Below are 25,026 nucleotides of genomic sequence, written 5' to 3'. Positions count from 1 at the left end.
GCCATGACCCATCAGCCGCCCGACCGTGATACGGCGCGTGCCCTTGTCGAAGGGCGGCATGGCGATCCCTTTGCCCATCTGGGGCTGCATGACCGGGGTGGCTGGGGGGTGACGGCGCTGGTGCCGGGGGCCGACCGGGTCTGGGTGCTGGCCGGGGCCGAGGTCGAGGCAAGCCCGGTTGCCGGGGCCGAGGGGCTGTTCAGCGCGCCCTTGCCGGGGCGGGTGGCCTACCGGCTGCGCGCCGAGGCGGGCGGCACGGTCTGGGAGTTTGACGACGCTTTCCGCTTTGGCCCGGTGCTGGGCGAGATCGACGAATACCTTCTGGCCGAGGGCACGCACAACCGGCTCTGGGCCGCGCTCGGGGCGCATCCCTGCACGCATGAGGGGGTGCAGGGCACCCGCTTTGCGGTCTGGGCGCCGAATGCCGGCCGGGTGTCGGTCGTGGGCAGCTTCAACCTTTGGGATGGCCGCCGTCATCCGATGCGCAAGCGCGGCGCGACCGGGGTCTGGGAGACCTTTATCCCCGGCGTCGGCGAGGGGCTGGCCTACAAATACGAACTCAAGGGCGCCGATGGCGAACTCAGGCTGAAGGCCGACCCGGTGGGCTTTGGCAGCGAGCATCCGCCGCAGAATGCCTCGGTGGTCCGGGCCTTGGGCGCGGGCACCTGGACCGACGCCGGCTGGATGACACGCCGCGAGGTGGCGCAGAACGTCGCCGCGCCGATGTCGATCTACGAGGTGCATCTGGGAAGCTGGAAGCGCAAGGATGGCCGGCGGCTTTCCTATACCGAACTGGCCGAAGATCTGGTCGCCTATGCCGCCGACATGGGCTTCACCCATCTCGAACTCCTGCCGATCAGCGAATATCCGTTCGACGGCTCCTGGGGCTATCAGCCGGTGGGGCTGTTTGCGCCTACCATCCGCCATGGCACGCCCGAGGAGTTTCGCGCGCTGGTCGATGCGGCCCATGCCAAGGGGCTTGGCGTGATTCTCGACTGGGTGCCGGGGCATTTCCCGACCGATGCCCATGGCCTTGCCCGCTTTGACGGCACCGCGCTTTATGAACATGCCGACCCGAAAGAGGGCTTCCATCAGGACTGGAACACCCTGATCTACAACTATGGCCGGGTGGAGGTGAAGAACTTCCTTGTCGCCAACGCCTTGTATTGGCTGGAGGAGTTTCACATCGACGGGCTGCGGGTGGATGCCGTGGCAAGCATGCTCTACCGCGACTATTCCCGGCAATCCGGCCAATGGGTGCCGAACAAGGACGGCGGGCGCGAGAATTACGAGGCGATGGAGCTTCTGCGCGCCATGAACATCGCGGCTTACGGCGGGCACAAGGGCATCGTGACGCTGGCCGAGGAAAGCACCGCCTTTCCGGGCGTGTCGAAGCCGGTGCATGAGGGCGGCCTTGGGTTCGGGTTCAAGTGGAACATGGGCTGGATGAACGACACCCTGTCCTACATGTCGAAAGACCCGATCCACCGCCGCCACCATCACAACCAGATGACCTTCGGGCTGGCTTACGCCTGGTCGGAAAACTTCGTGCTGCCCTTGAGCCATGACGAGGTGGTGCATGGCAAGGGCAGCCTTCTGGGCAAGATGCCGGGCGAGGGCGACGAGAAATTCGCCAACCTCCGGGCCTATTTCGGCTTCATGTGGGGCCATCCGGGCAAGAAGCTGCTGTTCATGGGTGGCGAGTTCGCGCAGGGGCGCGAATGGAACCATGACGCGGGGCTGGACTGGCAACTTCTGGACCATCCGCAGCACCGAGGCATACAGGCCTGGGTGCGCGATCTGAACCGGCTTTACGCCGCCACGCCGGCACTGCATGCGAAAGATGCCAGCCCCGAGGGCTTTTGCTGGCTCGAGGTCGACGACGCCAGCCACAGCACCTTTGCCTGGGCGCGCTTTGGCAATCCGGGCGATGCGCCGGTGGTGGTCGCGGTGAACATGACGCCGGTGGAGCGGCGCCAGCGCATCGGCCTGCCGGCGCCGGGACGCTGGGACGAGGTGCTGAACAGCGATGCCGCCAGCTATGGCGGGCAGGACCGGGGCAACATGGGCGGCGTTACGGCAGAGCCGCTGGGCTGGCAGGGACAGGCGCAATCGGCGCTGGTCACCTTGCCGCCCTTGTCAGCCGTATTTTTCAAGGCGGCAGGGGACGGGCCGTCCAAAGGGGTCATTGGGGGAGAAACCAGATGAAAGCCAGACCGAACCAGAGATTGTCCAGTCAGGCCATGGCCTTCGTGCTGGCCGGCGGACGCGGCTCGCGCCTGAAGGAGCTGACTGACCGGCGGGCGAAACCGGCCGTCTATTTCGGCGGCAAGACAAGGATCATCGACTTTGCCCTGTCGAACGCGCTGAACTCGGGCATCCGCAAGATGGCGATTGCGACGCAATACAAGGCGCATAGCCTGATCCGCCACATGCAGCGTGGCTGGGGCTTTTTCCGGGCGGAACGCAACGAATACCTTGACATCCTGCCCGCCTCGCAGCGCGTGGATGAGACGAAATGGTATCTCGGCACGGCGGACGCGGTGGCGCAAAACATTGATATCGTTGACAGCTACAACGTCAAATACGTCATCATCCTGGCCGGCGACCACATCTACAAGATGGATTACGAAATCATGCTGGCTCAGCATGTCGAAACGGGGGCCGATGTGACCATCGGCTGTCTGACGGTTCCCAAGGCCGAGGCTTCGGCCTTTGGCGTGATGGCGGTGGACGCGCAGATGCGCATCACCTCGTTTCTTGAAAAGCCGAAGGATCCACCGTCGATTCCCGGCGATCCGGCCAACAGCCTTGCCTCGATGGGGATCTATGTCTTCGACTGGGCCTTCCTGCGCGACCTTCTGTTGCGCGACATGGCGGATGAATCCTCCAGCCATGATTTCGGCAATGATCTGATCCCGGCCATCGTGAAGGGCGGCAAGGCGGTGGCGCACCGCTTCGCCGACAGCTGCGTGACGAGCGGTCTGGAGGACGAACCCTATTGGCGCGATGTCGGCACCATCGACGCCTTCTGGCAGGCCAACATCGACCTGACGGATTTCGTGCCGAAGCTGGATCTATACGACAACAGCTGGCCGATCTGGACCTATGCCGAGATCGTGCCGCCGGCGAAGTTCATCCATGACGAGGACGGGCGGCGCGGTTCGGCGGTGTCGTCGCTGGTGTCGGGCGATTGCATCGTCTCGGGCTCGGAAGTGCGCAACTCGCTTTTGTTCACCGGCTGCCGGACGCATTCCTTCTCGACGCTGGATCATGTGGTGGCGCTGCCGCAGGTGGTGGTCAACCGCAAGGCCGAGCTGACGAAATGCGTCATCGACCGCGGGGTGGTTATCCCCGAGGGGCTGGTGGTGGGCCAAGACCCCGAGGAAGATGCCAAATGGTTCCGCCGCAGCGAAGGCGGGGTTGTGCTGATCACCCGCGACATGCTGGATGCGTGGGAGCGGGCGCACTAGACGCCCGCAGCCGCTGCCCGGATCGGGCGTCAGGAAGGGAGGGCCGCGATGGGCCGGGTTCTGTCAGTTGCCTCGGAATGCGTGCCGCTGGTGAAAACCGGCGGCCTCGCCGATGTGGTGGGCGCGCTGCCGGCGGCGCTGACCGGGCAGGGCTGGGAGATGCGGGTGCTGCTGCCGGCCTACAAGTCCCTGCGCGGGCGGCTGAAAGCCATGACGCCGGTTCTGGAGGAGCCGGAGTTGTGGGGTGGCACGGGCCGGGTGTTTCATGGCCAGCTCGACGGCCTGTCGGTCTATCTGCTGGATGCAGCCCACCTGTTCGACCGCGATGGCGGGCCCTATGCCGGGCATGGCGGCGACTGGGCCGACAATGTCCAGCGCTTTGCCGCGCTGAGCTGGGTCGCGGCCCGCATGGCGCGGGAGGGGGTGGCGGGCTGGAAACCCGATGTGCTGCACGCCCATGACTGGCAGGCGGGGCTGGCGCCGGCCTATCTGCGCTATCACGGCGCGGGCGGGGTAACGTCAGTGTTGACCATCCACAACATCGCCTTTCAGGGCTGGGCGCCGGCCAGTGCCCTGACCGATCTTCGCCTGCCCGCTGCCGAGTTCCACCCCGGGGCGCTGGAATATTACGGCAATCTCTCGACGCTCAAGGCCGGCCTCGTGACGGCGGACCGCATCACCACCGTCTCGCCCAACTATGCCGCCGAGCTGATGCGGCCCGAGTTCGGCATGGGCCTGCAAGGCGTGATCGCGGCGCGTGCCGGGGTGGTGTCGGGCATTCTCAACGGCGTGGACGAGGCGCTCTGGTCGCCCGAGGCGGCGGCGCATCCCTATTCGGTGGGCAAGTTGAAGGGCAAGGCCCTGAACCGGGCGGCGCTTTGCGCCGAGTTCGGGCTGGAGGTGCCGGGGCCCTTGGCGATTCTGGTCAGCCGGCTGACCGACCAGAAGGGGATCGACCTGTTGCCCGCCGCCATTCCCGGCTTTGTCGCGGCCGGCGGCGGGCTGGTGGTGCTGGGGTCGGGCGATGCGGGGCTTGAGGCGGCCATGCGCGGGCTGGCTGTGGCCCATCCGGGGCGGGTCGCGGTGCGCATCGGCTATGACGAGGCGCTGAGCCACCGGATGTTTGCCGGGGGCGACGCGGTGCTGGTGCCCTCGCGGTTCGAGCCTTGCGGTCTGACCCAGATGTATGGCCTGCGCTTCGGCACTGTTCCGGTGGTCTCCAGCGTGGGCGGGCTGGCCGATACGGTCATCAACGTCTCGCCCGCCGCGCTGGCCTCGGGCGCGGCGACGGGGGTGGTGTTCCAGCCGGTCGACGCGCTGGCCCTTGCGCAGGCTCTGGCGCGGCTGGGGGCGCTCTACCGCGACGCAAAGGTCTGGACATCCGTGCAAAAGGCCGCGATGCGCCAGCCGGTCGGCTGGCAGGGCTCGGCCGCCGCCTATGCCGGGCTTTACGCCGGGATGGCCGGGTGATGGACCGGGTGACGGCAGGTCGCCCCTATCCGATGGGGGCGACGATCGACGGCGCCGGGGTGAATTTCGCGGTGTTCTCCGCCCATGCCACGGCGCTGGAGCTGTGCCTTGACGGGCAGGCGCCGTTGCCGATCACCGCGCGCAGCGGGGATATCTGGCATGTCCATGTCGCCGGTCTTGGTGCGGGCGCCCGCTATGGCTTTCGCGCCCATGGCCCGTGGGAGCCGGCGCGCGGCCACCGGTTCAACCCGGCCAAGCTGCTGATCGACCCCTATGCCCGCGAGATCACCGGCCGCATGCGCTGGCATCCCGATCTGGCGGGGCCGGCCGACAGCGCCGGGCTGGGTCATTGGTCGGTGGTGACGGACGGCGCCTTTGACTGGGGCGCGGACCGCGCGCGCTGCGTGCCGCTGGCCGAAACCGTGATCTACGAGGCCCATGTCAAGGCGCTGACCCGGCTGCACCCGGCCATCCCCGAGGCCGATCGCGGCAGCTACCGCGCCCTTGGCCATCCGGCGATTATCCAGCACCTGCAAGACCTTGGCGTCACCACGCTGGAGCTTTTGCCGGTCCATGCCTACATCGACGACCGCTTTGTCACCGAACGCGGTCTGGTGAACCACTGGGGCTACAACTCCATCGGCTTTTTTGCCGCTGAAAGCCGCCATGGCAGTCTGACCGACCTGAAATCGGCGGTGAAGGCGCTGCATGCCGGCGGGATCGAGGTGGTGCTGGATGTGGTCTACAACCACACCGGCGAGGGGGATGCCTTTGGTCCGACGCTCAGCCTGCGCGGGCTGGACAATGCCAGCTATTACCGGCTGGCGGGGGGCCATGACCTGAACGACGCCGGCACCGGCAACACGCTGAACCTCAGCCATCCGGCGGTGCTGCGGCTGGTGATGGACAGTTTGCGTTACTGGGTCGAAGAGGTCCACGTCGACGGCTTCCGCTTTGACCTTGCGCCGGTTCTGGGCCGGGCCGGGCATGGCTTCGATCCGAACGCGCCGTTCTTCGCCGCCCTGATGCAGGATCCGGTGCTGGCCCGCGTCAAGCTGATCGCCGAGCCTTGGGACCTTGGCCCCGGCGGCTATCGGCTGGGGCAGTTTCCCGGGCGGTTCGTCGAATGGAACGACCGCTTCCGCGACGGGGTGCGCAAGTTCTGGCGCGGCGATGCCGGCATGGCGGCCGATCTGGCCGAGCGGCTTCTGGGCAGCGCCGGGCAGTTCGATCATTCCCGCCGCGCGCCGCAGGCTTCGGTGAATTACCTGACTGCGCATGACGGATTCACGCTGGAAGATGTGGTTTCGTATAGACAAAAGCGCAATATGTCCAATGGCGAGATGAACCGCGACGGCCATCACGAAAACCAGTCCGACAATCTTGGGGTCGAGGGGCCGAGCGCCGAGCCCGGCGTGCTTGACGCTCGCGCCCGCCGCAAACGGGCCATGCTGGCGACGCTCATGCTGGCGCAGGGCACGCCGCTGCTGCTGGCGGGTGATGAGCTTGGCCACAGCCAGCGCGGCAACAACAACGCCTATGCGCAGGACAACGAGACGACATGGGTCAACTGGGCGGGCGAGCGCGGCCTCGCGCGGTTCATCGCCCGGCTGACGGCCCTGCGCGCGGCCCATCCGGTGCTGCGCCAGACCCGGTTTCTGCATGGCGAGGTGCGGCCGGACGGTCTGGCCAATGTCATCTGGCGCCGGGCCGATGGCGCAGTGCCGGGGCCGGAGGACTGGCGCGGCGATCTGGCCTGTCTCGGGCTGGAGCTGCGCGCGGGCGACGGCGGCGCGGGCGCGCTTTACTGCGTGTTCAATGCCGGCGGCCCCTGCCGCCTGACCCTGCCCGACACCGCGCCGGGCTGGACGCTGATCCTGTCCTCGGCCGATCCCGACCTTGCGCCGGCCCTGCATCACGGCGCGCTTGACCTTCCCGGCCAATCTGTTTTCGTCCTTGAACCCCAACCCTGAGGTCCGCCATGACTGAGCGCATCCATCCGACCCAACCGATCGCGGGCCAGAAGCCCGGCACCAGCGGTCTGCGCAAGAAAACCCCGGTGTTCATGGGGCCGCATTATCTGGAGAATTTTGTCCAGTCGATTTTCGACGTGGTGGGCACGGCGGGCAAGACCTTTGTCCTTGGTGGCGACGGGCGCTATTTCAACGACCGCGCGGCGCAGGTGATCTTGCGGATGGCGGCGGCAAACGGCGCGGCGCGGGTGATTGTCGGGCAAGGGGCGATCCTGTCAACTCCGGCGGCCAGCCATCTGATCCGGCTGAACAAGACCGATGGCGGCATCATCCTGTCGGCCAGCCACAACCCCGGCGGCCCGCATGAGGATTTCGGGGTGAAGTTCAACATGCCGAACGGTGGCCCTGCACCCGAAGCCGTCACCGAGGCGATGTATCGCCGCACCACCGAGATCACGGAATACCGCATCTGGGAGGGGCAGGACATTGATCTGTCCCGCCTTGGCCGGCAGGAGATCGGCGCGATGGCGGTCGATGTGGTGGATCCGGTGGCCGATTACGCCGCGCTGATGGAAAGCCTTTTCGACTTTCCGGCAATCCGGGCGATGTTTCAGGGCGGCTTTGCCATGCGGATGGACAGCATGTGCGCCGTGACCGGCCCCTATGCGGTGGAAATCCTTGAAAACCGGCTGGGCGCAGCAAAGGGAACCGTGGTCAACGCCACGCCCTTGCCCGACTTTGGCGGCATGCACCCCGACCCGAACCCGACCTGGGCCAAGGCGCTGATGGACGAGATGATGGGACCGGAGGCCCCCGATTTCGGCGCGGCCTCGGATGGCGACGGCGATCGCAACATGGTGGTGGGGCGCGGCATCTATGTCTCGCCCTCCGACAGTCTGGCAGTGCTGGCGGCCAATGCCCATCTCGCACCCGGTTATGCGCAGGGGCTGGCGGGGGTGGCGCGCTCGATGCCCACTTCGGCGGCGGCGGACCGGGTGGCGGCGGCCTTGGGGATAGCGCATTTCGAAACCCCGACGGGGTGGAAATTCTTCGGCAATCTGATGGATGCGGGCCGCGCCACGCTCTGTGGCGAGGAAAGCTTCGGCACCGGCAGCGACCATGTCCGCGAGAAGGACGGGCTCTGGGCGGTGCTGTTGTGGCTGAACATTCTGGCAGCGCGCCGGCAGTCGGTGGCGACGATCCTTGCCGAGCATTGGGCGCGCTTTGGCCGCAACTACTACAGCCGCCATGATTTCGAGGCGATCCCGGTGGAGAAGGCCGATTCCATGATGGCCGCGCTGCGGGGGCAACTTGCGGCGCTGCCGGGGCGGACGGTCGAAGGCATGCAGATCGAGGCGGCGGATGATTTCGCCTATACCGATCCGGTCGACGGCTCGGTGTCGACGGGGCAGGGCGTGCGGGTGATCTTCGCGGGCGGCTCGCGCTTCGTGATGCGGCTCTCCGGCACGGGAACCGAGGGCGCGACGCTGCGGCTTTATCTGGAGCGCTATGCGCCGGGACCGGAGGGGTTGACGCTCGACCCGCAAGAGGCGCTTGCCCCGGTGATCCGGGCCGCCGAATCGCTGGCGCGGATTTCGGGCTTTACCGGGCGCGACCGGCCCGACGTGGTGACCTGACGGCTCAGGCCTTCAGGCCGGTTTCCCGCAAGAGCCCCTTGCGCTTGGCCTCGTAGTAATAGCCCTTGGCATACCACATCATCGCCTTGTCCTCGCTGCCGCCCGACACCAGCCACGCGCCGCGCAGGTATTTCCCGGCGTAGCGCAGGTTGGTTTCGGCATCCAAGAGCCCCTCGGGGGCGCCGTCATAGCCCATGGTGCGCGCGGTTTGCGGCAGGATCTGCAACAGCCCGTAATAGGGGCCATTGCGGGCCGCCGGGTTGTAGCCGCTTTCGCGCTGGATCTGGCGGTGCAGCAGGCTTTCGGGGATCTGGTGGATGCCGGCCCATTTGCGCACCAGCGCCCGCATTTCCGGAGTTGCACCGGGGGCCATGGCGCTGCGGCTTGGGGCCGAGTCGGACCTGCGCCCGCCGCAGGCGGCAAGCACGAAGGGCAGGATCAGCGCGGCGCGACGGGACAGCATGGGCAAGGCTCCTGAGTTTTTCCCGGTGATAGCGGGCCGGGCGGGCTTGCGAAAGGGGCGGGGTGCGGCATCGGCGGAATGCGACTTTCGCCGGGATGGATTGGCCTTGGCCTTTGGTGCTAGCCTTGGCGCAGCAAGCGAGGTCTGCCGATGCCGGATGTCCAGAGCCGAACCCTGATGCGCGCGATGATCGTGGACGATCACCCGCTGTTTTGCGACGCCCTTGCCATGACGCTGAAGGTGCTTGCCGGGTTGCAGACGGTGGAGACTGCGGGGTCGCTGGAGGAGGCGACGCGGCGGCTGGATGCCGGGGTCAGGCCCGATCTGGTGGTGCTGGACCTGAACTTGCCCGATGTCGACGGGCTGGACGGGCTGGTGCGGCTGCGGCTGGCGGTGCCGGAGGTGCCGGTGCTGGTGGTGTCGTCCATGGCCGATCCGCGCATCGTGCGGGCGGCACTGCGGGCGGGGGCGGCGGGCTTCGTGCCGAAACACGCCCACCGCGACACCTATCGCGCGGCGCTGGAGGCGGTGCGCGAGGGCCGCGCCTACCTGCCCGACGGCATGCAGGCCGAGGGCGAGGCCAGCGCCAGCGAAGAGGCGATTGCCCGGCTGGGCTTGCTCACCCGCCAGCAGGCGCGCATCCTGCAACTGATCTGCGAGGGCAAGCTGAACAAGCAGATTGCCTTTGAACTGGCGATTGCCGAAACCACGGTGAAGGCGCATGTCACGGCGATCATGCGCAAGCTTGGGGTTCTGAGCCGGACGCAGGCGGTGCTGATGGCCAAGGAGGCGCGGTTCTCGGCCATGGTGCCGGAGGGTTGATCCGGGCTTGGGAGGGCCTTGAGTGGAGGAAATCGGCAGTCTTGATCTGATGCCGCGCGCATCGGTGGCGGCCCGCAGCCCGAATGCGGCGGCGGCCCTGGCGCGCAGGCTTGGACCGGGGCCGTTTGCCTGCGTCTTTCTCTTCGTCTCGCCCGAGGCCGATCTTGCGGGCCTTGCCCACAGCCTGCCCGCGGCCTTCGGGGCCACCCCGGTCATCGGCTGCACCACGGCGGGCGAGATCACCGGCGCGGGCTATGCCGAGGGCGAGATCGTCGCCGTGGCGCTGCCGTCGCGCCTGTTCGCGGCGGCGCCGATGCTGATTCCCGACCTTGGCCGGATCGAGGCGCAGGCCCTGATCGGCCAGCTCATCCGCGACCGGCAGGCCCTGGCCCGCGCCCGGCCCGGCTGGGAGGGCGAGTTCGCCTTCCTGATGGTCGACGGGCTGTCGGTGCGCGAGGATGAACTGACTTCGGCCCTTGCCCGCGGTCTTGGGCCAGTGCCGCTTTTTGGCGGTTCAGCGGGCGATGGCACGCGGTTTCAGGCGACCTTCATCCTGCATCGGGGCGAGATCCTGCAAAACGCCGCCGTCGTGACGCTGGTGCGCACGGCGGCGCGGGTCCGGGTGTTCAGCCTTGACCACCTGCGCCCGACCGAGGCCCGCATGGTGGTGACCGAGGCCGATCCGGCGCGGCGCATCGTGCGCGGGATCAATGCCGAGCCGGCGGCGCGGGAATATGCCCGCATTCTGGGCAAGGACCCCGGCCAGCTGACCACCTTCACCTTTGCCGCCCATCCGGTCGTGGTGCGCATCGGCGGCACCCACCATGTCCGCGCCATCCAGCAGGTCGATGCCAATGGCGATCTGGTGTTCTTTTCGGCTATTGACGAGGGCGTGGTGCTGACCTTGGCCGAGCCGCAGGACATGGCGGCGCATCTGGCCGACGCGCTGGCGGCGCTGCAAGGGCAGGGGCCGGCCCCGGCGATTCTGGCCTGCGACTGCATCCTGCGGCGGCTCGAGGCGCTGGAAAAACAGAAGACGGGCGAGTTGTCGGCGCTGCTGCGCGCGCATGGGGTCGTCGGTTTTTCCACCTATGGCGAGCAGGTCAATTCGATGCATGTCAACCAGACCATGACCGGGGTGGCGATCTATCCGCCGGACAGCCCATGACCGACACCATCCTCAACCCCGCCGATCCGCCCGCCCGCCAGATCGAGAAGCTTCTGGCGATCTCGCGGGTGCTGATGCGCCGGGTGGAGCAGATCACCGATGACGGCGGCGCGGCCTATGCCCAGTTTCAGCGCGCCGCCATGCTGGAAGATCAGGTGCGCGAGCGCACGCGCGAGCTGGAACGCGCGCTGGACCTGCTGAACGCCTCGAACGCCGCGCTGGAAGACGCTAACCGCGAAACCGAACGCGCGCGCCAGAACCTCGCCGATGCGATCGAAACCGTGCAGGAGGGTTTTGCGCTATTCGGCCCCGACGATGTGCTGGTGATGTCGAACAGCCGGTTCTGCGTGCATCTGGCGGACGTGCGCCCGCATCTGGCCCCGGGCCTGAGCTTTGCCGCCTATGTCGATCTGGTCAGCCGCTCCGCCGATCTCGATCTGCCCGAGGGCGAGACGCCGGGGAACTGGGCGGTGCAGCGGCTGCGCCGGCACATGGACCAGCATGTGATCGTCAATGTGCGGATGCGCCGGGACCATTGGGTGCAGGTCAGCGAACACCGCACGGCGGATGGCGGCACGGTGGTGTTGCAGACCGACGTGACCGACCTGATCCGGCTGGAGCGGCAAGAGCGGGGCCGGCTTCTGGACGATCAGGAGCGGCTGGTGCGGGCCACGCTTGACCATATAAATCAGGGGGTGGCGATCTTCGACGCCGGGCGGCGGCTGGTGGGCTGGAACACCCGGCTGGGGGTGCTGCTGGCGCTGCCCATGGTGCGGATGCGGGTCGGGGCCGAGTTCGACACGCTGTTCGACGATCTCGCCCGGCAGTTCCGCTTTGGCGAGGCGATGACGGCGGACCGGCTTGCGACCTGGGTCGATGGCCGCAAGGGCCGCTCGCCGCTGAGTTTCGAGCTGCGCCGCGATCCGGGGCTGATCCTGGACGTGTTCGCGCAGGAGATGCCGGACCAGACCAAGCCGGACCAGAACAAGTCGGACCAGACCAAGCCGGACAAGGGCTTTCTGTTTTCCTTCACCGATGTCACCGCCGAGCGCCGGGCGGTCGAGGACATGGCGCGCGCCAAAGAGACGCTGGAGGCCCGCGTGGTCGAACGCACGCTGGATCTTGAGGACGCGCTGGCGCAGGCCGAACGCGCCAATGCGAGCCGCTCGCGCTTTGTGGCGGCGGCAAGCCACGATCTGCTGCAGCCCTTGTCGGCGGCCAAGCTGTTTCTCTCGTCGGTGCCGGAAACCGGAGTGCCCGCGCCGGTGGCCGAGGCGCTGGCCAAGGCGCAGAATGCGCTGGTGTCGGTCGAGGGCATCCTTGCAGCGCTTCTCGATATCTCCCGCCTTGAATCCGGCAAGGCCGCCGTCACTGTGGCGCCGGTGCGCATGGGCCGGCTTTTGGGGCAACTGGCGGAGGAATTCGCCCCGATGGCCGCCGCCAAGGGGCTGCGCCTGACCTTCCGTCCCTGCGAGGCGGTGGTGCTTTCCGACCCTGGATACCTGCGCCGCATCCTGCAAAACCTGATCGGCAATGCGGTGCGTTATACCGAACGGGGCCGGATTCTGGTCGCCGCCCGACCGCGCGGCCGGATGCTGCGGCTGGAGGTCTGGGACACCGGCCCCGGCATTCCCGAGGAGGAGCAGGACAACATCTTCAAGGAGTTCCACAGGGTTGCGGCGCGGGCCTCGGCTTCGGAGGGGTTGGGGCTGGGACTTGCCATCGTCGACCGCGCATCGGCGCTCTTGGGGCATCCGCTGGGCCTGTCGTCGCGCCCCGGCCATGGCACGGTGTTCATGCTGCAGGTGCCGCTGGCCGACGCGGGGCTTGCCCCGGAACCGCTGTCGCAAGGCAGCTCCGCCGTCGGCCCGGTCGAGGGGCGCATCGTGCTGCTGGTCGAAAACGACGCCGAACTGCGCCGCGCCATGGTGCTGCTTTTGGAAAAGTGGGGGGTCGCGGTGATCGAGGCGGCCAGCGGCGAAGAGGCGCTGGCGCTGCTTGACGATCTCGGCATCCTGCCCGACGCGGTGATTGCCGATCACGGTCTGGGCGAGGCGATGACAGGGCTGGATCTGCTTTGCCACCTGCAGGCCCGCGCGCCCGGCCTGCCGGCCCGGCTGATCTCGGCCGACCGGGGCGAGGGGCTGCGACAGGCCGCCGGCGCCGCCGGGGTGGGCTTCATGATGAAGCCGGTCGAGGCCGACGCGCTGCGCGCCTTTCTGGCCCAAACCCCGCCGGCGCCCCTGCCTGCGACTACGACCAAGGGAGAATAGCGCGGCATTTGGGCACGCCCTAGTCTGGTCCCGGAGTGAGGAGCCAGCCAATGCAACTGTCCGATGTGAAAACCATCAAGGCCAGCCCGGAAACCGTCTGGGCGGCCATCCTGAACCCTGAAGTCCTGAAGCTGTGCGTGCCGGGTTGCGAAGCGATGTCCGGCAGCGTGGAAGACGGTTTCGAGGCCACCGTCAAACAGAAGATCGGCCCGGTGAGCGCCACCTTCACTGGGGTTGTCAAGCTGTCGGGCATCGAGCCGGGCCGCGCCGTGACCATCACGGGCGAAGGCAAGGGCGGGGCGGCGGGCTTTGCCAAGGGCGGCGCCAAGGTGCGCCTTGCGCCGGTCCCGGGCGGCACGGAACTCGCCTATGAGGTCGAGGCCGCAGTCGGTGGCAAGATCGCCCAGCTTGGCAGCCGGCTGATCGACGGCTTTGCCAAGAAGATGGCCGACGAGTTTTTCACCCGGTTCCAGGACGCCTTGGAGGGCCCTGATGCGGCCGACGAAGAGGCGGCTGCAAGCCCCGACGAGGCCCCGAAGAAGGGCTGGTTCAAGCGCCTGCTTGGCGCCTGAACCCAACCAGACACCACGACTACCCAGGAATTTCCAAGGGAGGAAACCCATGACGCAAGTCAGTATGACCGTGAACGGCAAACCCGTCTCGGGCGAGGTCGAGGGCCGGACGCTGCTGGTGCAGTTCCTGCGCGAAGGCCTTGGCCTGACCGGCACCCATGTCGGTTGCGACACCAGCCAATGCGGCGCCTGCGTGGTGCATGTCGACGGCAAGCCGGTGAAAAGCTGCACCGTCTTTGCGCAGGACGTGGCGGGATCGTCGGTCAAAACCATTGAGGGCATGGCCAATGCGGATGGCTCTCTGGGCACGCTGCAACAGGCGTTTCAGGACCATCACGGGCTGCAATGCGGCTTCTGCACGCCCGGCATGGTGATGTCGTCGGCCGCCCTGCTGGCGGACAACCCGAACCCGACCGAGGCCGAGGTGCGCCACCATCTTGAAGGCAACATCTGCCGCTGCACCGGGTATCACAACATTGTCAAAGCCGTTCTGACCGCATCCGGCCAGCCGGTCGCGGCGGAATGAGGGGGGATCAGATGCCGAAGGATTACGGAATTGGCGCGTCCTCGAAGCGCCGCGAAGATGTCCGCTTCCTGACCGGGCGCGGAGTTTACACCGATGACATGGCGCTGCACGGCCAGACCTACGCGGTCTTTGTCCGCTCCACCGTCGCCCATGGCCGGATAAGGTCGGTCGGCACCGAGGCGGCGTCGAAGATGCCGGGGGTGCTGGCGATCTTCACCGGCGAGGATTTCAAGGATGTCGGCGGCAACCCGGCCGGTTGGCTCATCAACAGCCGCGACGGCACGCCGATGCACGAGCCCAAGCGCCCGGTGCTTGCCCATGGCAAGGTGCGCCATGTCGGTGACGCCTATGCTGCGGTGATTGCGGAAACCTATCAACAGGCCAAGGACGCCGCCCAGCAGATTTCCGACGATACCGACATTGAAGAACTGCCGGCCATCGTCGACATGCGCGCCGCCTTGGCCGACAGCTCGAACCGCGTCCATGACGAGATTCCCGACAACCAGTGCTATGACTGGGGCTGGATCGAGGACAACCGCGCCGCCGTCGACGCCGCCTTCAAGTCGGCCCCGCACGTCACCACGCTGGAACTGGTGAACAACCGGCTGGTGCCGAACGCGATGGAGCCGCGCGCCTCGATTGGCGAGTATTTCCCCGGCACCGGCGATTACAAGCTGACCACCACCAGCCAGAACCCCCACCTGACCCGGCTTCTGGTCGCGGCCTTCGTGCTGGGCATTCCCGAAAACAAGCTGACGGTTGTGGCCCCGGATGTGGGCGGCGGGTTTGGCTCGAAGATCTACCACTACGGCGAAGAGGCGCTGGTGTTGGCGGCGGCGAAGAAACTTGCCCGTCCGGTGCGCTGGACGGCGGAACGCTCGGAAAGCTTCCTGTCGGATGCCCATGGCCGCGACCATGTGACGAAGATCGAACTGGCCTGCGACAAGGAAGGCAACTTCCTCGCCTTCCGCACCGAGACCATGGCCAACGTCGGCGCATACCTGTCGAACTTCGCGACCGTGACCCCGACCTTCCTGCACGGCACGCTGATGGCCGGCCCCTACAAGGTGCCGCATGTCTATGTGAACGTGAAGACGGTGTTCACCAACACCGCCCCGGTCGACGCCTACCGCGGCGCAGGCCGGCCTGAGGCGACCTATAGCCTTGAGCGGGTGATCGACAAGATGTGCCGCGAACTCGGCCTTGACCCGTTCGAAGTGCGTCGCAAGAACTTCCTGACCACAGACATGTTCCCCTACACCACCCCGGTCGGGCTGGTCTATGACACCGGCAACTACCACGCCACCTTGGACAAGGCGATGGAAATGGCCGACGTCGCGGGCTTTGCCAAGCGCCGGGCCGACAGCGCGGCGCGCGGCAAGCTGCGCGGCATGGGGCTGTCGACCTGGATCGAGGCCTGCGGCATCGCGCCCTCCAATCTGGTCGGCATCCTTGGCGCCCGCGTCGGGCTTTATGACGCGGCGACGGTGCGGGTGAATGCGACCGGGAACATCTCTGTCATGGTCGGGGCCCATAGCCACGGGCAGGGCCACGAGACGGTCTTTGCACAGATTGCCGCCGAAAAGCTCGGCATCCCCGAATCCTCGGTGGAAATCGTGCATGGCGACACCTCGAAGATCCCGTTCGGCATGGGCTCATACGGCTCGCGCAGCTTGGCGGTCTGCGGGGTGGCGATGACCAAGGCCATCGACAAGATCGTCGCCAAGGGCAAGAAGATCGCCGCGCATATGCTGGAGGCAGCCGAAGGCGACATCACCTTCGAGGACGGCAAGTTCTCGGTCGCCGGCACCGACAAGGCCAAGACCTTTGGCGAGATCGCCTTCTCGGCCTATGTCCCGCACAACTACCCGCTTGAGACGCTGGAGCCGGGGCTGGAGGAAACCGCCTTCTACGACCCGGCCAACTTCACCTATCCCGCCGGCGCCTATATCTGCGAGGTCGAGGTGGACGAGGGCACCGGCAAGGTGGATGTGGTGGCCTTCCACTGCGCCGACGACTTCGGCAATGTCATGAACCCGATGATCGTCGAGGGGCAGGTGCATGGCGGCGTGGGGCAGGGCATCGGGCAGGCGCTGCTGGAAAGCACGACCTATGACGAGAACGGCCAGCTTCTGACCGGATCGTACATGGATTACGCCATGCCCCGCGCCGGCGACGTGCCGTTCTACAACGTCGACTATTCCTGCCAGACCGCCTGCACCCACAATGTTCTGGGCGTGAAGGGTTGCGGCGAGGCCGGCGCCATCGGCTCGCCGCCGGCGGTGGTCAACGCGGTTCTGGATGCGCTGCACAGCGGCGGGCACAAGATTGCCCATATCGACATGCCCGTCTCGCCCGGCCGGGTGTGGCAGGCGATCAACGGCTGAGGGAGGGACAAGCCATGTTTGACTTCGAATTCGTGAAGCCTTCCTCGATTGTCGAGGCGGCAAGACTGCTGGGCGGCGAGGGCGCGCAGGCGCTGTCGGGCGGCCAGACCCTGATGCCCACCATGAAGCAGCGGCTGGCGGCGCCGTCAGTTCTGGTGTCGCTGACCGGGATTGCCGAGATGAAGGGCCTGTCGGTGGCGGCCGGTACGCTGACCGTCGGGGCGGCGACGCCGCATGCGGTGGTGGCGGCCGAGGCGGCGCGGGTCTTTCCGGCGCTTGCCGCTCTGGCGGGCGGCATCGGCGACCCGGCGGTGCGCAACCGCGGCACCATCGGCGGCTCGATCGCCAATAACGATCCTTCGGCCTGCTATCCTGCGGCGGTGCTGGCCTCGGGCGCGACGGTGGTGACATCGAAGCGCAGGATCGCGGCGGACGACTTCTTTCAGGGCATGTTCTCGACCGCGCTGGAGGAGGGCGAGTTCGTCACTTCCGTCGCCTTCCCGATCCCTGAAAAGGCGGCCTATGTGAAGTTCAACCAGCCCGCCAGCCGCTTTGCCCTGACCGGGGTGTTCGTGGCGAAATTCGCCGGCGGCGTGCGGGTTGCGGTGACGGGAGCGTCGAACAACGGTGTGTTCCGCTGGGCCGAGGCAGAGGCCGCGCTGGCGAAATCCTTCACCGCCGACGCGCTGCAAGGGTTGGGCGTGGATGACAGCGACATGATCACCGACCTGCACGGCACGGCGGCCTATCGCGCCAATCTGGTCAAGGTGCTGACCGGCCGCGCCGTCAGCGCCGCAGGCTGAGAGGCTGAAATTCTGGCCAGGGCCCCGGGCAATCCGGGGCCTTTGTCATGCGCGCGTCACGCAGTCCCGGCAACATGCCGCATATCTGGGCCTTGCCTTCAAACAAACCCAAGATATAGTTCTAGGCAGGAATGCCGATAAGACGGGGACACCTCGGAATATGGACGGCAATTTCAGAACCCAGTTCGTGCGCGACCCGGCGGCGCTGAAGCACTTTCCGGCGCTGGTGCTGAATGCCGATTATCGCCCGCTGTCCTATTATCCCCTGTCGCTCTGGCCCTGGCAGGAGGCGATCAAGGCCGCCGTGCTGGACCGGGTGCAGATCGTCGCCGAATACGACCATGTGGTGCGAAGCCAGAGGCAGGAGTTCCGCATACCTTCCGTCGTGGTGCTGAAGGATTTCGTCAAACCCCAAAAGCGCGTGGCCTTCACGCGCTTTAATCTTTTTCTCAGGGACGAGTTCTGCTGCCAGTACTGCGGCTCGAAGGGCGATCTGACCTTTGACCATGTAGTGCCGCGGGCCAAGGGCGGCATCACCTCGTGGGAAAACGTCGTGGCGGCCTGCAGCCCCTGCAACCTGCGCAAGGGCTCGCGGTCGCTGCGGCAATCCGGGCTGGCGCTGCGCCGCCCGCCGCGCGCGCCCACGGCGGAAGAGATGCAGGGCCACGGCCGGCGCTTCCCGCCGAACCACCTGCATGAAAGCTGGATGGACTACCTCTATTGGGACGCCGAGCTGGAAGCCTGAGCCGGGGATTTCCCGGTTTGCCTGCGGGCACCTCCGGCGTCTCGTCCCCGCCTTGCCGATGCGCGACGAAGAGGGGCTTTCCTTTCGGCCGCCCTCATGCTTCCTTGCGGGCTTTGACAGGAGGCATCGCATGGTCCCGATCGAAATGGCGGCCCTGAACCTTGGCATCGCGCTGTCTTGCGGGGCGGTGATCGGCTCCGAGCGGCAGGTGCGCCAGCGCATGGCGGGTCTGCGGACCAATGCCCTTGTCGCCCTTGGCGCCGCGGCCTTCGTGATCTTTTCGCAACTGGTGCCGAACGAGGTCTCGCCGACCCGGGTTGCCGCGCAGGTGGTGTCGGGCATCGGCTTTCTCGGCGCTGGCATCATCTTTCGCGATGGCTTCAACGTCCACGGGCTGAACACCGCCGCGACGCTGTGGTGCGCGGCGGCGGTGGGGCTGGTGGCGGGGATCGGGGCCTGGGAATATGCGCTCTTGCTCACGGCCGGCGTGGTCTTCGTGAACCTTGGCCTGCGCCCGCTGGTCAAGTTCCTGAAAAAGCACACCAAAGCCGGGGTGCAGATCGGCCGCGCCTTTCGCGTCGACCTGACCTGCGCCGCCGCCGAGGAGGCGGCCATGCGGGCGCTGCTGCTGCGGCATCTGCCCCTGCACGGGCTGCACCTGTCAGAGCTTTCCGCCACCATGGGCGAGGGCGAGGTGACGCTTGGCGCGGTGGTGCAGGGCGAGGGGGTGACGGATGCCGCGATGGAGCAGGCCATTGCGCGGCTGGGTGCCGAGCCCGGCATCCGCCGCCTGCGCTGGGTGGCGGTGGACGAGGTCTGATCGCGTCAGGCGCGCGCGGCATTTGAGATGGCGGCAAGCAATGCTAGACATTGCGGGATTACGGGGGTAAAAGGTCGCCGTTAGCGCTAACATATCTCAGGCAACAACAGGCAGGACACCGCCATGGCCCCTCGCGTCATACCCGTTGACCCCTTCGATCTGGTGATCTTCGGCGGAACCGGCGATCTCGCCCGCCGCAAGATCCTGCCGGGGCTCTACCGGCGCTTTCAGGCCGGCCAGATGACCGATGCCGGACGGATCATCGGTGCCGCCCGCGCCGATCTGACGGAGGAAAGCTTTCGCGCCTTCGTCCGCGAGGCGGTGGAGGAATTCACCCCAGCCGCCCGCCGCGACGAGGCGAGCCTTGCCGAATTCCTCAAGCATATCCGCTATGTGGCCATCGACGCCAAAGGCGAGGGCGGCTGGCCGCAGCTGAAGGCCCTGATGCGGGCCGATGTCGTGCGGGCCTTCTACTTCTCGGTCGCGCCGGCGCTCTTCGGCGATCTGGCCGAACGGCTGCACGCCCATGCCATCGCCGACGCGCAGTCGCGCATCGTGGTCGAAAAGCCCTTCGGCCGCGATCTGGAAACCGCCCGGGCGCTGAACGCCGTGCTGGCGCAACATTTCGACGAACACCAGATCTACCGGATCGACCATTATCTCGGCAAGGAAACCGTGCAGAACCTGATGGCGGTGCGCTTTGCCAACATCCTGTTCGAGCCCTTGTGGAAGGCCGAATACATCGACCATGTGCAGATCACCGTGGCCGAGACTGTCGATGTCTCGGGGCGTGGCGCCTATTACGACAAGTCGGGCGCGATGCGGGACATGGTGCAGAACCACCTGATGCAGCTTCTGTGCCTGATCGCCATGGAACCGCCCTATCACTTCGACCCCGATGCGGTGCGGGACGAAAAGCTGAAGGTGATCCGGGCGCTGGACCCGGTCGCGCCCGAAGACATCGTGCGCGGCCAGTATCGCGCCAATGGCAAGGCCGGCGACAGCTATGCCGACCATGCCGAAAACCCCGAGAGCCGCACCGAAAGCTATATCGCGCTGAAGGCGCATATCTCGAACTGGCGCTGGAAGGGCACGCCGTTCTATCTGCGCACCGGCAAGAAGCTGCGCGCCCGGTCGTCGGAAATTGCCATCACCTTCAAGGAACCGCCGCATTCGATCTTTGACGACGAGCGCGGTTGGCGCGAGAATGTGCTGGTGATCCGGTTGCAGCCGAATGAAGGCATGAACCTGATGGTGATGATCAAGGAACCCGGTCCGGGCGGCATGCGCCTGATGCAGGTGCCTCTGGACATGTCTTTTGCCGAAACCGTGGGCGCCGATCTTGATGACGTGCCGGACGCCTATGAGCGGCTCATCATGGACGTGATCCGCGGCAACCAGACCCTGTTCATGCGCGGCGACGAGGTCGAGGCTGCCTGGGCCTGGGCCGATCCGATCATTCAGGGCTGGGAGACCCGCGGCGACCGGCCGCAGCTTTACGATGCCGGATCGTCGGGGCCGGAAGATGCCCTGATGCTGATGCACCGCGACGGGCGGCGCTGGCGGGATATCCGCGAATAGAAGGGGGAGGCTGGCATGAAGCTGATCGAATACCCTGACCGCGAGCTTCTGTTCCTGTCGCTTGCCAATGACATCGCGGCCCAACTGGCCGATGCGGTGCGCCAACATGGGCGGGCCTCGTTCTCCGTGCCCGGTGGTACGACGCCGGGGCCGGTGTTCGACACGCTCTCGGGCACCGAATTGCCCTGGGACCAGATCGCCGTCTTTCTGAATGACGAGCGCTGGGTGTCCGAGGATAGCCCGCGGTCGAACACCCGGCTGTTGCGCGAAAGGCTGCTGCGCGGCCCGGCGCACCGGGCGCATCTGGTGCCGCTCTATGCCCCGGCAGAGGCGCCCGAAGAGATGCTGGAGGCGCTGTCGGACGGCATCCGGCCGCATCTGCCGATTTCGGTCCTGCTCCTGGGCATGGGGGCGGACATGCACACCGCCAGCCTGTTTCCCGGTGCCGACCGGCTGGCGCAGGCGCTGGCCCCCGATGCGCCGGTCCTGATGGCGCTCAGGGCCGAGGCGGCGGGCGAGCCGCGCATCACCCTGACCGCCCGCGTGCTGTGCGATGCGATGAACATCCATATTCTCATCACCGGGGCAGAGAAACGGGCAGCGCTGGAACGCGCCCGCCACCTGTCCGCCGAACAGGCCCCGATCCGGGCCGTTCTCGACAACGCAACCGTGCATTGGGCGGAGTAAGCCTTGGACAACAAATGGCAGGGTCTGCAAGACCATCACGCCGCGGGCGCGCCCCGCATTCTTGACCTTTTCGCCGCCGACCCCGACCGCGCGACGCGGTTTTCGGCCCGTGCGGACGGCATGCTGTTCGACTATTCCAAGACTGGCCTCGACGACCGGGCCTTGGCGCTGCTGCTGGATCTGGCACGGGTGTCGGGCGTGGCGGAAAAGCGCGCCGCGATGTTTGCCGGCGACAAGATCAACGACACCGAGGGCCGCGCGGTGCTGCATGTGGCGCTTCGCGCGGGCGAGGGCGAGGAGATCCGGGTTGACGGCGCCGACGTGCTGCCCGAAATCCGCGCCACCCGCGCCCGCATGGCGGCCTTTGCCGAGGACGTGCGGCAGGGCCGCGTCACGGGGCAGGGCGGGCCGATCACCGATGTGGTGAACATCGGCATCGGCGGGTCGGACCTTGGCCCGGCCATGGCGACGCTGGCGCTGGCGCCGTTTCACGACGGGCCGCGGCTGCATTATGTTTCGAACGTCGATGGCGCGCATGTCGCCGACACGCTGAAGGGGCTGGATCCGGAAACCACGCTGGTGATCGTTGCCTCCAAGACTTTCACCACCATCGAAACGATGACCAATGCCGACACCGCGAAGGCCTGGATGGCCGGCAAGGTGGCGAACCCCGGCGCCCAGTTTGCCGCCGTCTCGACCGCGGCCGACAAGACTGCCGCCTATGGCATTGATCCGGACCGAGTTTTCGGGTTTGAGGATTGGGTCGGCGGGCGCTATTCGATGTGGGGGCCGATTGGCCTGTCCTTGATGATCGCCATTGGCCCCGAGGCGTTCGATGAGTTTCTCGCCGGCGGCCGGGCGATGGACCGCCATTTCCTGACCGCCGATTTCGGCCGGAACCTGCCGGTGCTGCTGGCCCTTGTCGGCATCTGGCACAACCAGATCTGCGGCCACGCCACGCGCGCCGTCCTGCCCTATGACCAGCGCCTGTCGCGGCTGCCGGCCTATCTGCAACAGCTTGAGATGGAGAGCAACGGCAAGCGCGTGGCGGTGGACGGCAACGACCTGCCCACCCATTCCGGCCCGGTGGTCTGGGGCGAACCGGGCACCAATGGCCAGCACGCCTTTTACCAGCTGATCCATCAGGGCACCCGCATCGTGCCGTGTGAGTTCCTCGTGGCCAAACAAGGCCATGAGCCCGGTCTTGCCCATCAGCACCTGCTTCTGGTGTCGAATTGCCTGGCGCAATCCGAGGCCCTGATGCGCGGCCGCAGCCTTGACGAGGCCCGCGCGATCATGGCGAAAAAGGGCGCGACCGGGGCCGAGCTGGAGCGGCAGGCCCGCCACCGGGTCTTTCCCGGCAACCGCCCCTCGACGACGCTGGCCTATGCGCAACTGACACCCTTCACGCTGGGCCAGATCATCGCGCTTTATGAACACCGGGTCTTTGTCGAGGGCGTGATCCTTGGGCTGAACTCCTATGACCAATGGGGGGTGGAACTGGGCAAGGAACTGGCGCTGGCGCTGCAACCGGTGCTGGAGGGCAAGACCGGCACCGCCGGCAAGGACGGCTCCACCGCGGCGCTGGTGGCCTTCCTGCGGGGGTAAGGCCGCCGGCCAGGCCGGTGCATTTTTCTTGACTCCCGGCCGGCGCCGATCATGACTGGTGCCGCTGCTGCCTACAGCCTGTTCATCATCTGCCTCTCGGGTCTGCGCCATGGCTTGCCGGGTCTGCGTTTGCCTCTCGACAACCCGTCGCGGCCCTGTCCGCATCGGGCGAGGACTGGCCTTTCGTGGACCATTCAGCCTGCCCTTTGGCCCGCCGCAGCCAGTCGGGCGATGCGGCAGCATGACTTTCCTCCCTGCCATCGGCCTCCGCTGCCCCAGAGCCACGGCAGGGGCTTCACGTCGAGTATGGGGCAGGGGTGCAACCTTGGCAAAGCGGGAGTGAGCCATGCCGTATTTTCCGACCACTGACATTACCGGCGTATCCGATGGCATTACGGATTTGAATGTTACAAGCGGCGACATTGTCATCATCGACACCGATATCGATGTGATCGCCTCAGATCGGGGGATCTTTATCAACCATGCCGCCATGGCCGTTCAGGTGGACGGAACGGTCTATGGGACTTACTACGGCCTGCGGCTCGATGCCACGGTCACGACCGGCTTCAGCTATGAAGTGGCGATCGGCGAGACCGGGGCCGTCGCGGCCTTGAATGACTACGCCGTCTACCTTGGCTCGAACACGGACGCCTCCGTCTTTGACGGCAACCGGATCACCCTAAGCAATGCCGGCACCATTACGGGCTACAACTGTGGCGCGGTCTTCCTGTTCGATGCGGAGACCGTGAGCGTGGCCAATTCCGGCACGATCGAGACTTTGGCGAAGGGCGAGTTTTACGAAGCGGCTCTGGCCTTGTATCACGTCACCACGGCCGATGTCGTGAACACCGGCACGATCCGGTCCCACGGCCTTGCGCCCGAAACCACCTCGGCCGCGGTCTGGTTCGGTAGTGGCAGCGCGACATTCGCCTTGCGGAACTACGGCGAGATTCTGGCTCCGGTGCTGGCGATCTACTCCGAGGCGAGCCTCTCGGACCGGGTCGAGAACTTTGGGGTCATCAATGGGGATGTCACCCTGAGCAGCAGTGCCAACTCGTTTCTGCGCAACCACGGTCTCATCAATGGCACGGTCATGCTGGGCGCCGGCGATGACGAGTTGCGCTCCGGGGAAGCCGGGCTTGTGACTGGCGCTGTCTATGGCGAGATCGGCGCTGACCGTCTGGTCGGCGGGGCCCAGGGTGACGAACTCTTCGGCGGAGACAGCGGCGATATTCTTGTCGGCCACGGCGGGATCGATTCGTTGTCGGGCGACATCGGGCTCGATTTCATCGACGGCGGCGCTGACAATGACGTGCTGGCCGGCGGTCTTGATGCCGATACGATCTGGGGCGGCTCGGGCGATGACAGCGCGCAGGGCGGCGACGGCGACGACCGGGTAAGCGGCAATGCCGGAGACGACAGCCTGTCCGGCGACGCGGGCAATGACAGTGTCAGCGGCCAGCTTGGCGACGATTCACTTTCGGGGGGCAGCGGGGCCGACACGCTTGCGGGCGGGGCGGGCGACGACACGCTCCTTGGCGATCTGGGCAAGGATCGGCTCATTGGCGGGTTGGGGTTCGATGTGTTCCTGTTCCAGGCGCCGATGGAAAGTCCGAACTCCAATCAGGCCGACGTGATTGGAGATTTCGTCAGCGGGGTGGACCTGATCAACCTCGCTGCGCTTGCGGCCGCGCCGCTGGTGTTTCAGGGCGCCGCGGCCTTTGTCGGGGGCGGCACGGCCAGCCTCAGGGTGACGACGGGGGCCAGCCAGACCACGGTGCTTGTCGATGTCGATGGCAACGGCAGCGCCGACATGCGGATCAACCTGACCGGCAGCCTGACGCTGACTGCAGCAGATTTCGTCCTTTAGCTGCGGGGCGGGGCCGGGTGCATCTTGCGGACAGGCTGAAGCGGCTGAACCCCGCAACCACGCTGGTGAACAAGGCGGGGACCGAGGGCAAGGACGGCTCGACAGTGGCGCTGGCGGCCTGTCTGCGGTGCCTTGATGGACATTGATC

Annotated in this window: 20 protein-coding genes; 19 read left to right on the top strand and 1 reads right to left on the bottom strand. The window is 66.7% G+C overall.

The annotated features are described in order from the left end of the window. Window positions 1-3: 3 nt before the first annotated feature. Genes glgB through G4Z14_RS02555 form a run of 5 tightly spaced genes read left to right on the top strand, consistent with a single transcriptional unit; the run spans window position 4 to window position 8,553 of the window. On the top strand, window positions 4-2,208 hold the full coding sequence (glgB, locus tag G4Z14_RS02575; protein ID WP_164623172.1) for a 1,4-alpha-glucan branching protein GlgB: 2,205 nt from the start codon (window positions 4-6) through the stop codon (window positions 2,206-2,208). Next, window positions 2,205-3,473 carry a glucose-1-phosphate adenylyltransferase gene (glgC, locus tag G4Z14_RS02570; RefSeq protein WP_164623171.1) on the top strand — a complete coding sequence of 423 codons (1,269 nt, stop codon included), beginning with the start codon at window positions 2,205-2,207 and terminating at the stop codon, window positions 3,471-3,473. Before glgB ends, glgC begins: the two co-directional genes overlap by 4 nt. 48 nt (window positions 3,474-3,521) lie before the next feature. After that, window positions 3,522-4,943: a glycogen synthase GlgA gene (gene glgA / locus G4Z14_RS02565; protein WP_164623170.1), complete on the top strand. Its 1,422-nt coding sequence runs from the start codon at window positions 3,522-3,524 to the stop codon at window positions 4,941-4,943. Beyond that, window positions 4,943-6,916, top strand: a complete 1,974-nt coding sequence (glgX, locus tag G4Z14_RS02560; protein ID WP_164623169.1) for a glycogen debranching protein GlgX — start codon at window positions 4,943-4,945, stop codon at window positions 6,914-6,916. Before glgA ends, glgX begins: the two co-directional genes overlap by 1 nt. Window positions 6,917-6,924: 8 nt before the next feature. Continuing rightward, entirely contained in the window at window positions 6,925-8,553 is a 1,629-nt protein-coding gene (locus G4Z14_RS02555; RefSeq protein ID WP_164623168.1) for an alpha-D-glucose phosphate-specific phosphoglucomutase, read from the top strand. 4 nt (window positions 8,554-8,557) lie between these two features. Here G4Z14_RS02555 and G4Z14_RS02550 read toward each other — a convergent pair whose 3' ends face one another. Continuing rightward, a complete protein-coding gene (locus tag G4Z14_RS02550; RefSeq protein WP_164623167.1) occupies window positions 8,558-9,016 on the bottom strand; it encodes a lytic transglycosylase domain-containing protein in 459 nt (152 codons plus the stop codon). A 150-nt stretch (window positions 9,017-9,166) separates the two neighbouring features. Between G4Z14_RS02550 and G4Z14_RS02545 the strand changes: the two genes are divergently transcribed. The 14 genes from G4Z14_RS02545 (at window position 9,167) to G4Z14_RS19060 (ending at window position 25,024) form a co-directional block, all read left to right on the top strand. Next, entirely contained in the window at window positions 9,167-9,838 is a 672-nt protein-coding gene (locus tag G4Z14_RS02545) for a response regulator transcription factor (protein ID WP_164623166.1), read from the top strand. Between the two features lie 49 nt (window positions 9,839-9,887). Continuing rightward, on the top strand, window positions 9,888-11,006 hold the full coding sequence (locus tag G4Z14_RS02540) for an FIST N-terminal domain-containing protein (protein ID WP_164623165.1): 1,119 nt from the start codon (window positions 9,888-9,890) through the stop codon (window positions 11,004-11,006). Beyond that, window positions 11,003-13,279: a PAS-domain containing protein gene (locus G4Z14_RS02535; RefSeq protein WP_164623164.1), complete on the top strand. Its 2,277-nt coding sequence runs from the start codon at window positions 11,003-11,005 to the stop codon at window positions 13,277-13,279. The genes G4Z14_RS02540 and G4Z14_RS02535 overlap by 4 nt, the downstream gene beginning before the upstream one ends. Window positions 13,280-13,329: 50 nt before the next feature. Then, window positions 13,330-13,851 carry a CoxG family protein gene (locus G4Z14_RS02530; protein ID WP_164623163.1) on the top strand — a complete coding sequence of 174 codons (522 nt, stop codon included), beginning with the start codon at window positions 13,330-13,332 and terminating at the stop codon, window positions 13,849-13,851. 49 nt (window positions 13,852-13,900) lie between these two features. Further along, on the top strand, window positions 13,901-14,377 hold the full coding sequence (locus G4Z14_RS02525; RefSeq protein ID WP_164623162.1) for a (2Fe-2S)-binding protein: 477 nt from the start codon (window positions 13,901-13,903) through the stop codon (window positions 14,375-14,377). Between the two features lie 11 nt (window positions 14,378-14,388). Then, a complete protein-coding gene (locus G4Z14_RS02520; protein ID WP_164623161.1) occupies window positions 14,389-16,764 on the top strand; it encodes a xanthine dehydrogenase family protein molybdopterin-binding subunit in 2,376 nt (791 codons plus the stop codon). Window positions 16,765-16,778: 14 nt separating this feature from the next. Then, window positions 16,779-17,567, top strand: coding sequence for an FAD binding domain-containing protein (locus tag G4Z14_RS02515; protein WP_164623160.1), 789 nt, complete (start codon window positions 16,779-16,781; stop codon window positions 17,565-17,567). A gap of 160 nt (window positions 17,568-17,727) precedes the next feature. Further along, complete coding sequence (locus tag G4Z14_RS02510; protein WP_164623159.1) at window positions 17,728-18,312, top strand: HNH endonuclease; 585 nt, start codon at window positions 17,728-17,730, stop codon at window positions 18,310-18,312. Window positions 18,313-18,442: 130 nt separating this feature from the next. Further along, window positions 18,443-19,132, top strand: coding sequence for an MgtC/SapB family protein (locus tag G4Z14_RS02505; protein WP_164623158.1), 690 nt, complete (start codon window positions 18,443-18,445; stop codon window positions 19,130-19,132). A 123-nt stretch (window positions 19,133-19,255) separates the two neighbouring features. Further along, complete coding sequence (zwf, locus tag G4Z14_RS02500) at window positions 19,256-20,713, top strand: glucose-6-phosphate dehydrogenase (protein ID WP_164623157.1); 1,458 nt, start codon at window positions 19,256-19,258, stop codon at window positions 20,711-20,713. Window positions 20,714-20,728: 15 nt separating this feature from the next. Next, the gene (gene pgl, locus G4Z14_RS02495) at window positions 20,729-21,400 is read left to right on the top strand and encodes a 6-phosphogluconolactonase (RefSeq protein WP_164623156.1); all 672 of its coding nucleotides are present in this window, start codon (window positions 20,729-20,731) and stop codon (window positions 21,398-21,400) included. Window positions 21,401-21,403: 3 nt separating this feature from the next. Continuing rightward, window positions 21,404-23,008: a glucose-6-phosphate isomerase gene (gene pgi / locus G4Z14_RS02490; RefSeq protein ID WP_164623155.1), complete on the top strand. Its 1,605-nt coding sequence runs from the start codon at window positions 21,404-21,406 to the stop codon at window positions 23,006-23,008. A 346-nt stretch (window positions 23,009-23,354) separates the two neighbouring features. After that, window positions 23,355-24,878: a M10 family metallopeptidase C-terminal domain-containing protein gene (locus G4Z14_RS02485; RefSeq protein WP_164623154.1), complete on the top strand. Its 1,524-nt coding sequence runs from the start codon at window positions 23,355-23,357 to the stop codon at window positions 24,876-24,878. 17 nt (window positions 24,879-24,895) lie between these two features. After that, entirely contained in the window at window positions 24,896-25,024 is a 129-nt protein-coding gene (locus G4Z14_RS19060; RefSeq protein WP_265331843.1) for a hypothetical protein, read from the top strand. Window positions 25,025-25,026: the final 2 nt, after the last annotated feature.

The organism is Tabrizicola oligotrophica, from assembly GCF_011008935.1.
GTDB classification, from domain to species: domain Bacteria; phylum Pseudomonadota; class Alphaproteobacteria; order Rhodobacterales; family Rhodobacteraceae; genus Tabrizicola_A; species Tabrizicola_A oligotrophica.
Note: the sequence above shows the minus strand (reverse complement) of the source record. Positions and strands in the feature narration are given on the sequence as shown.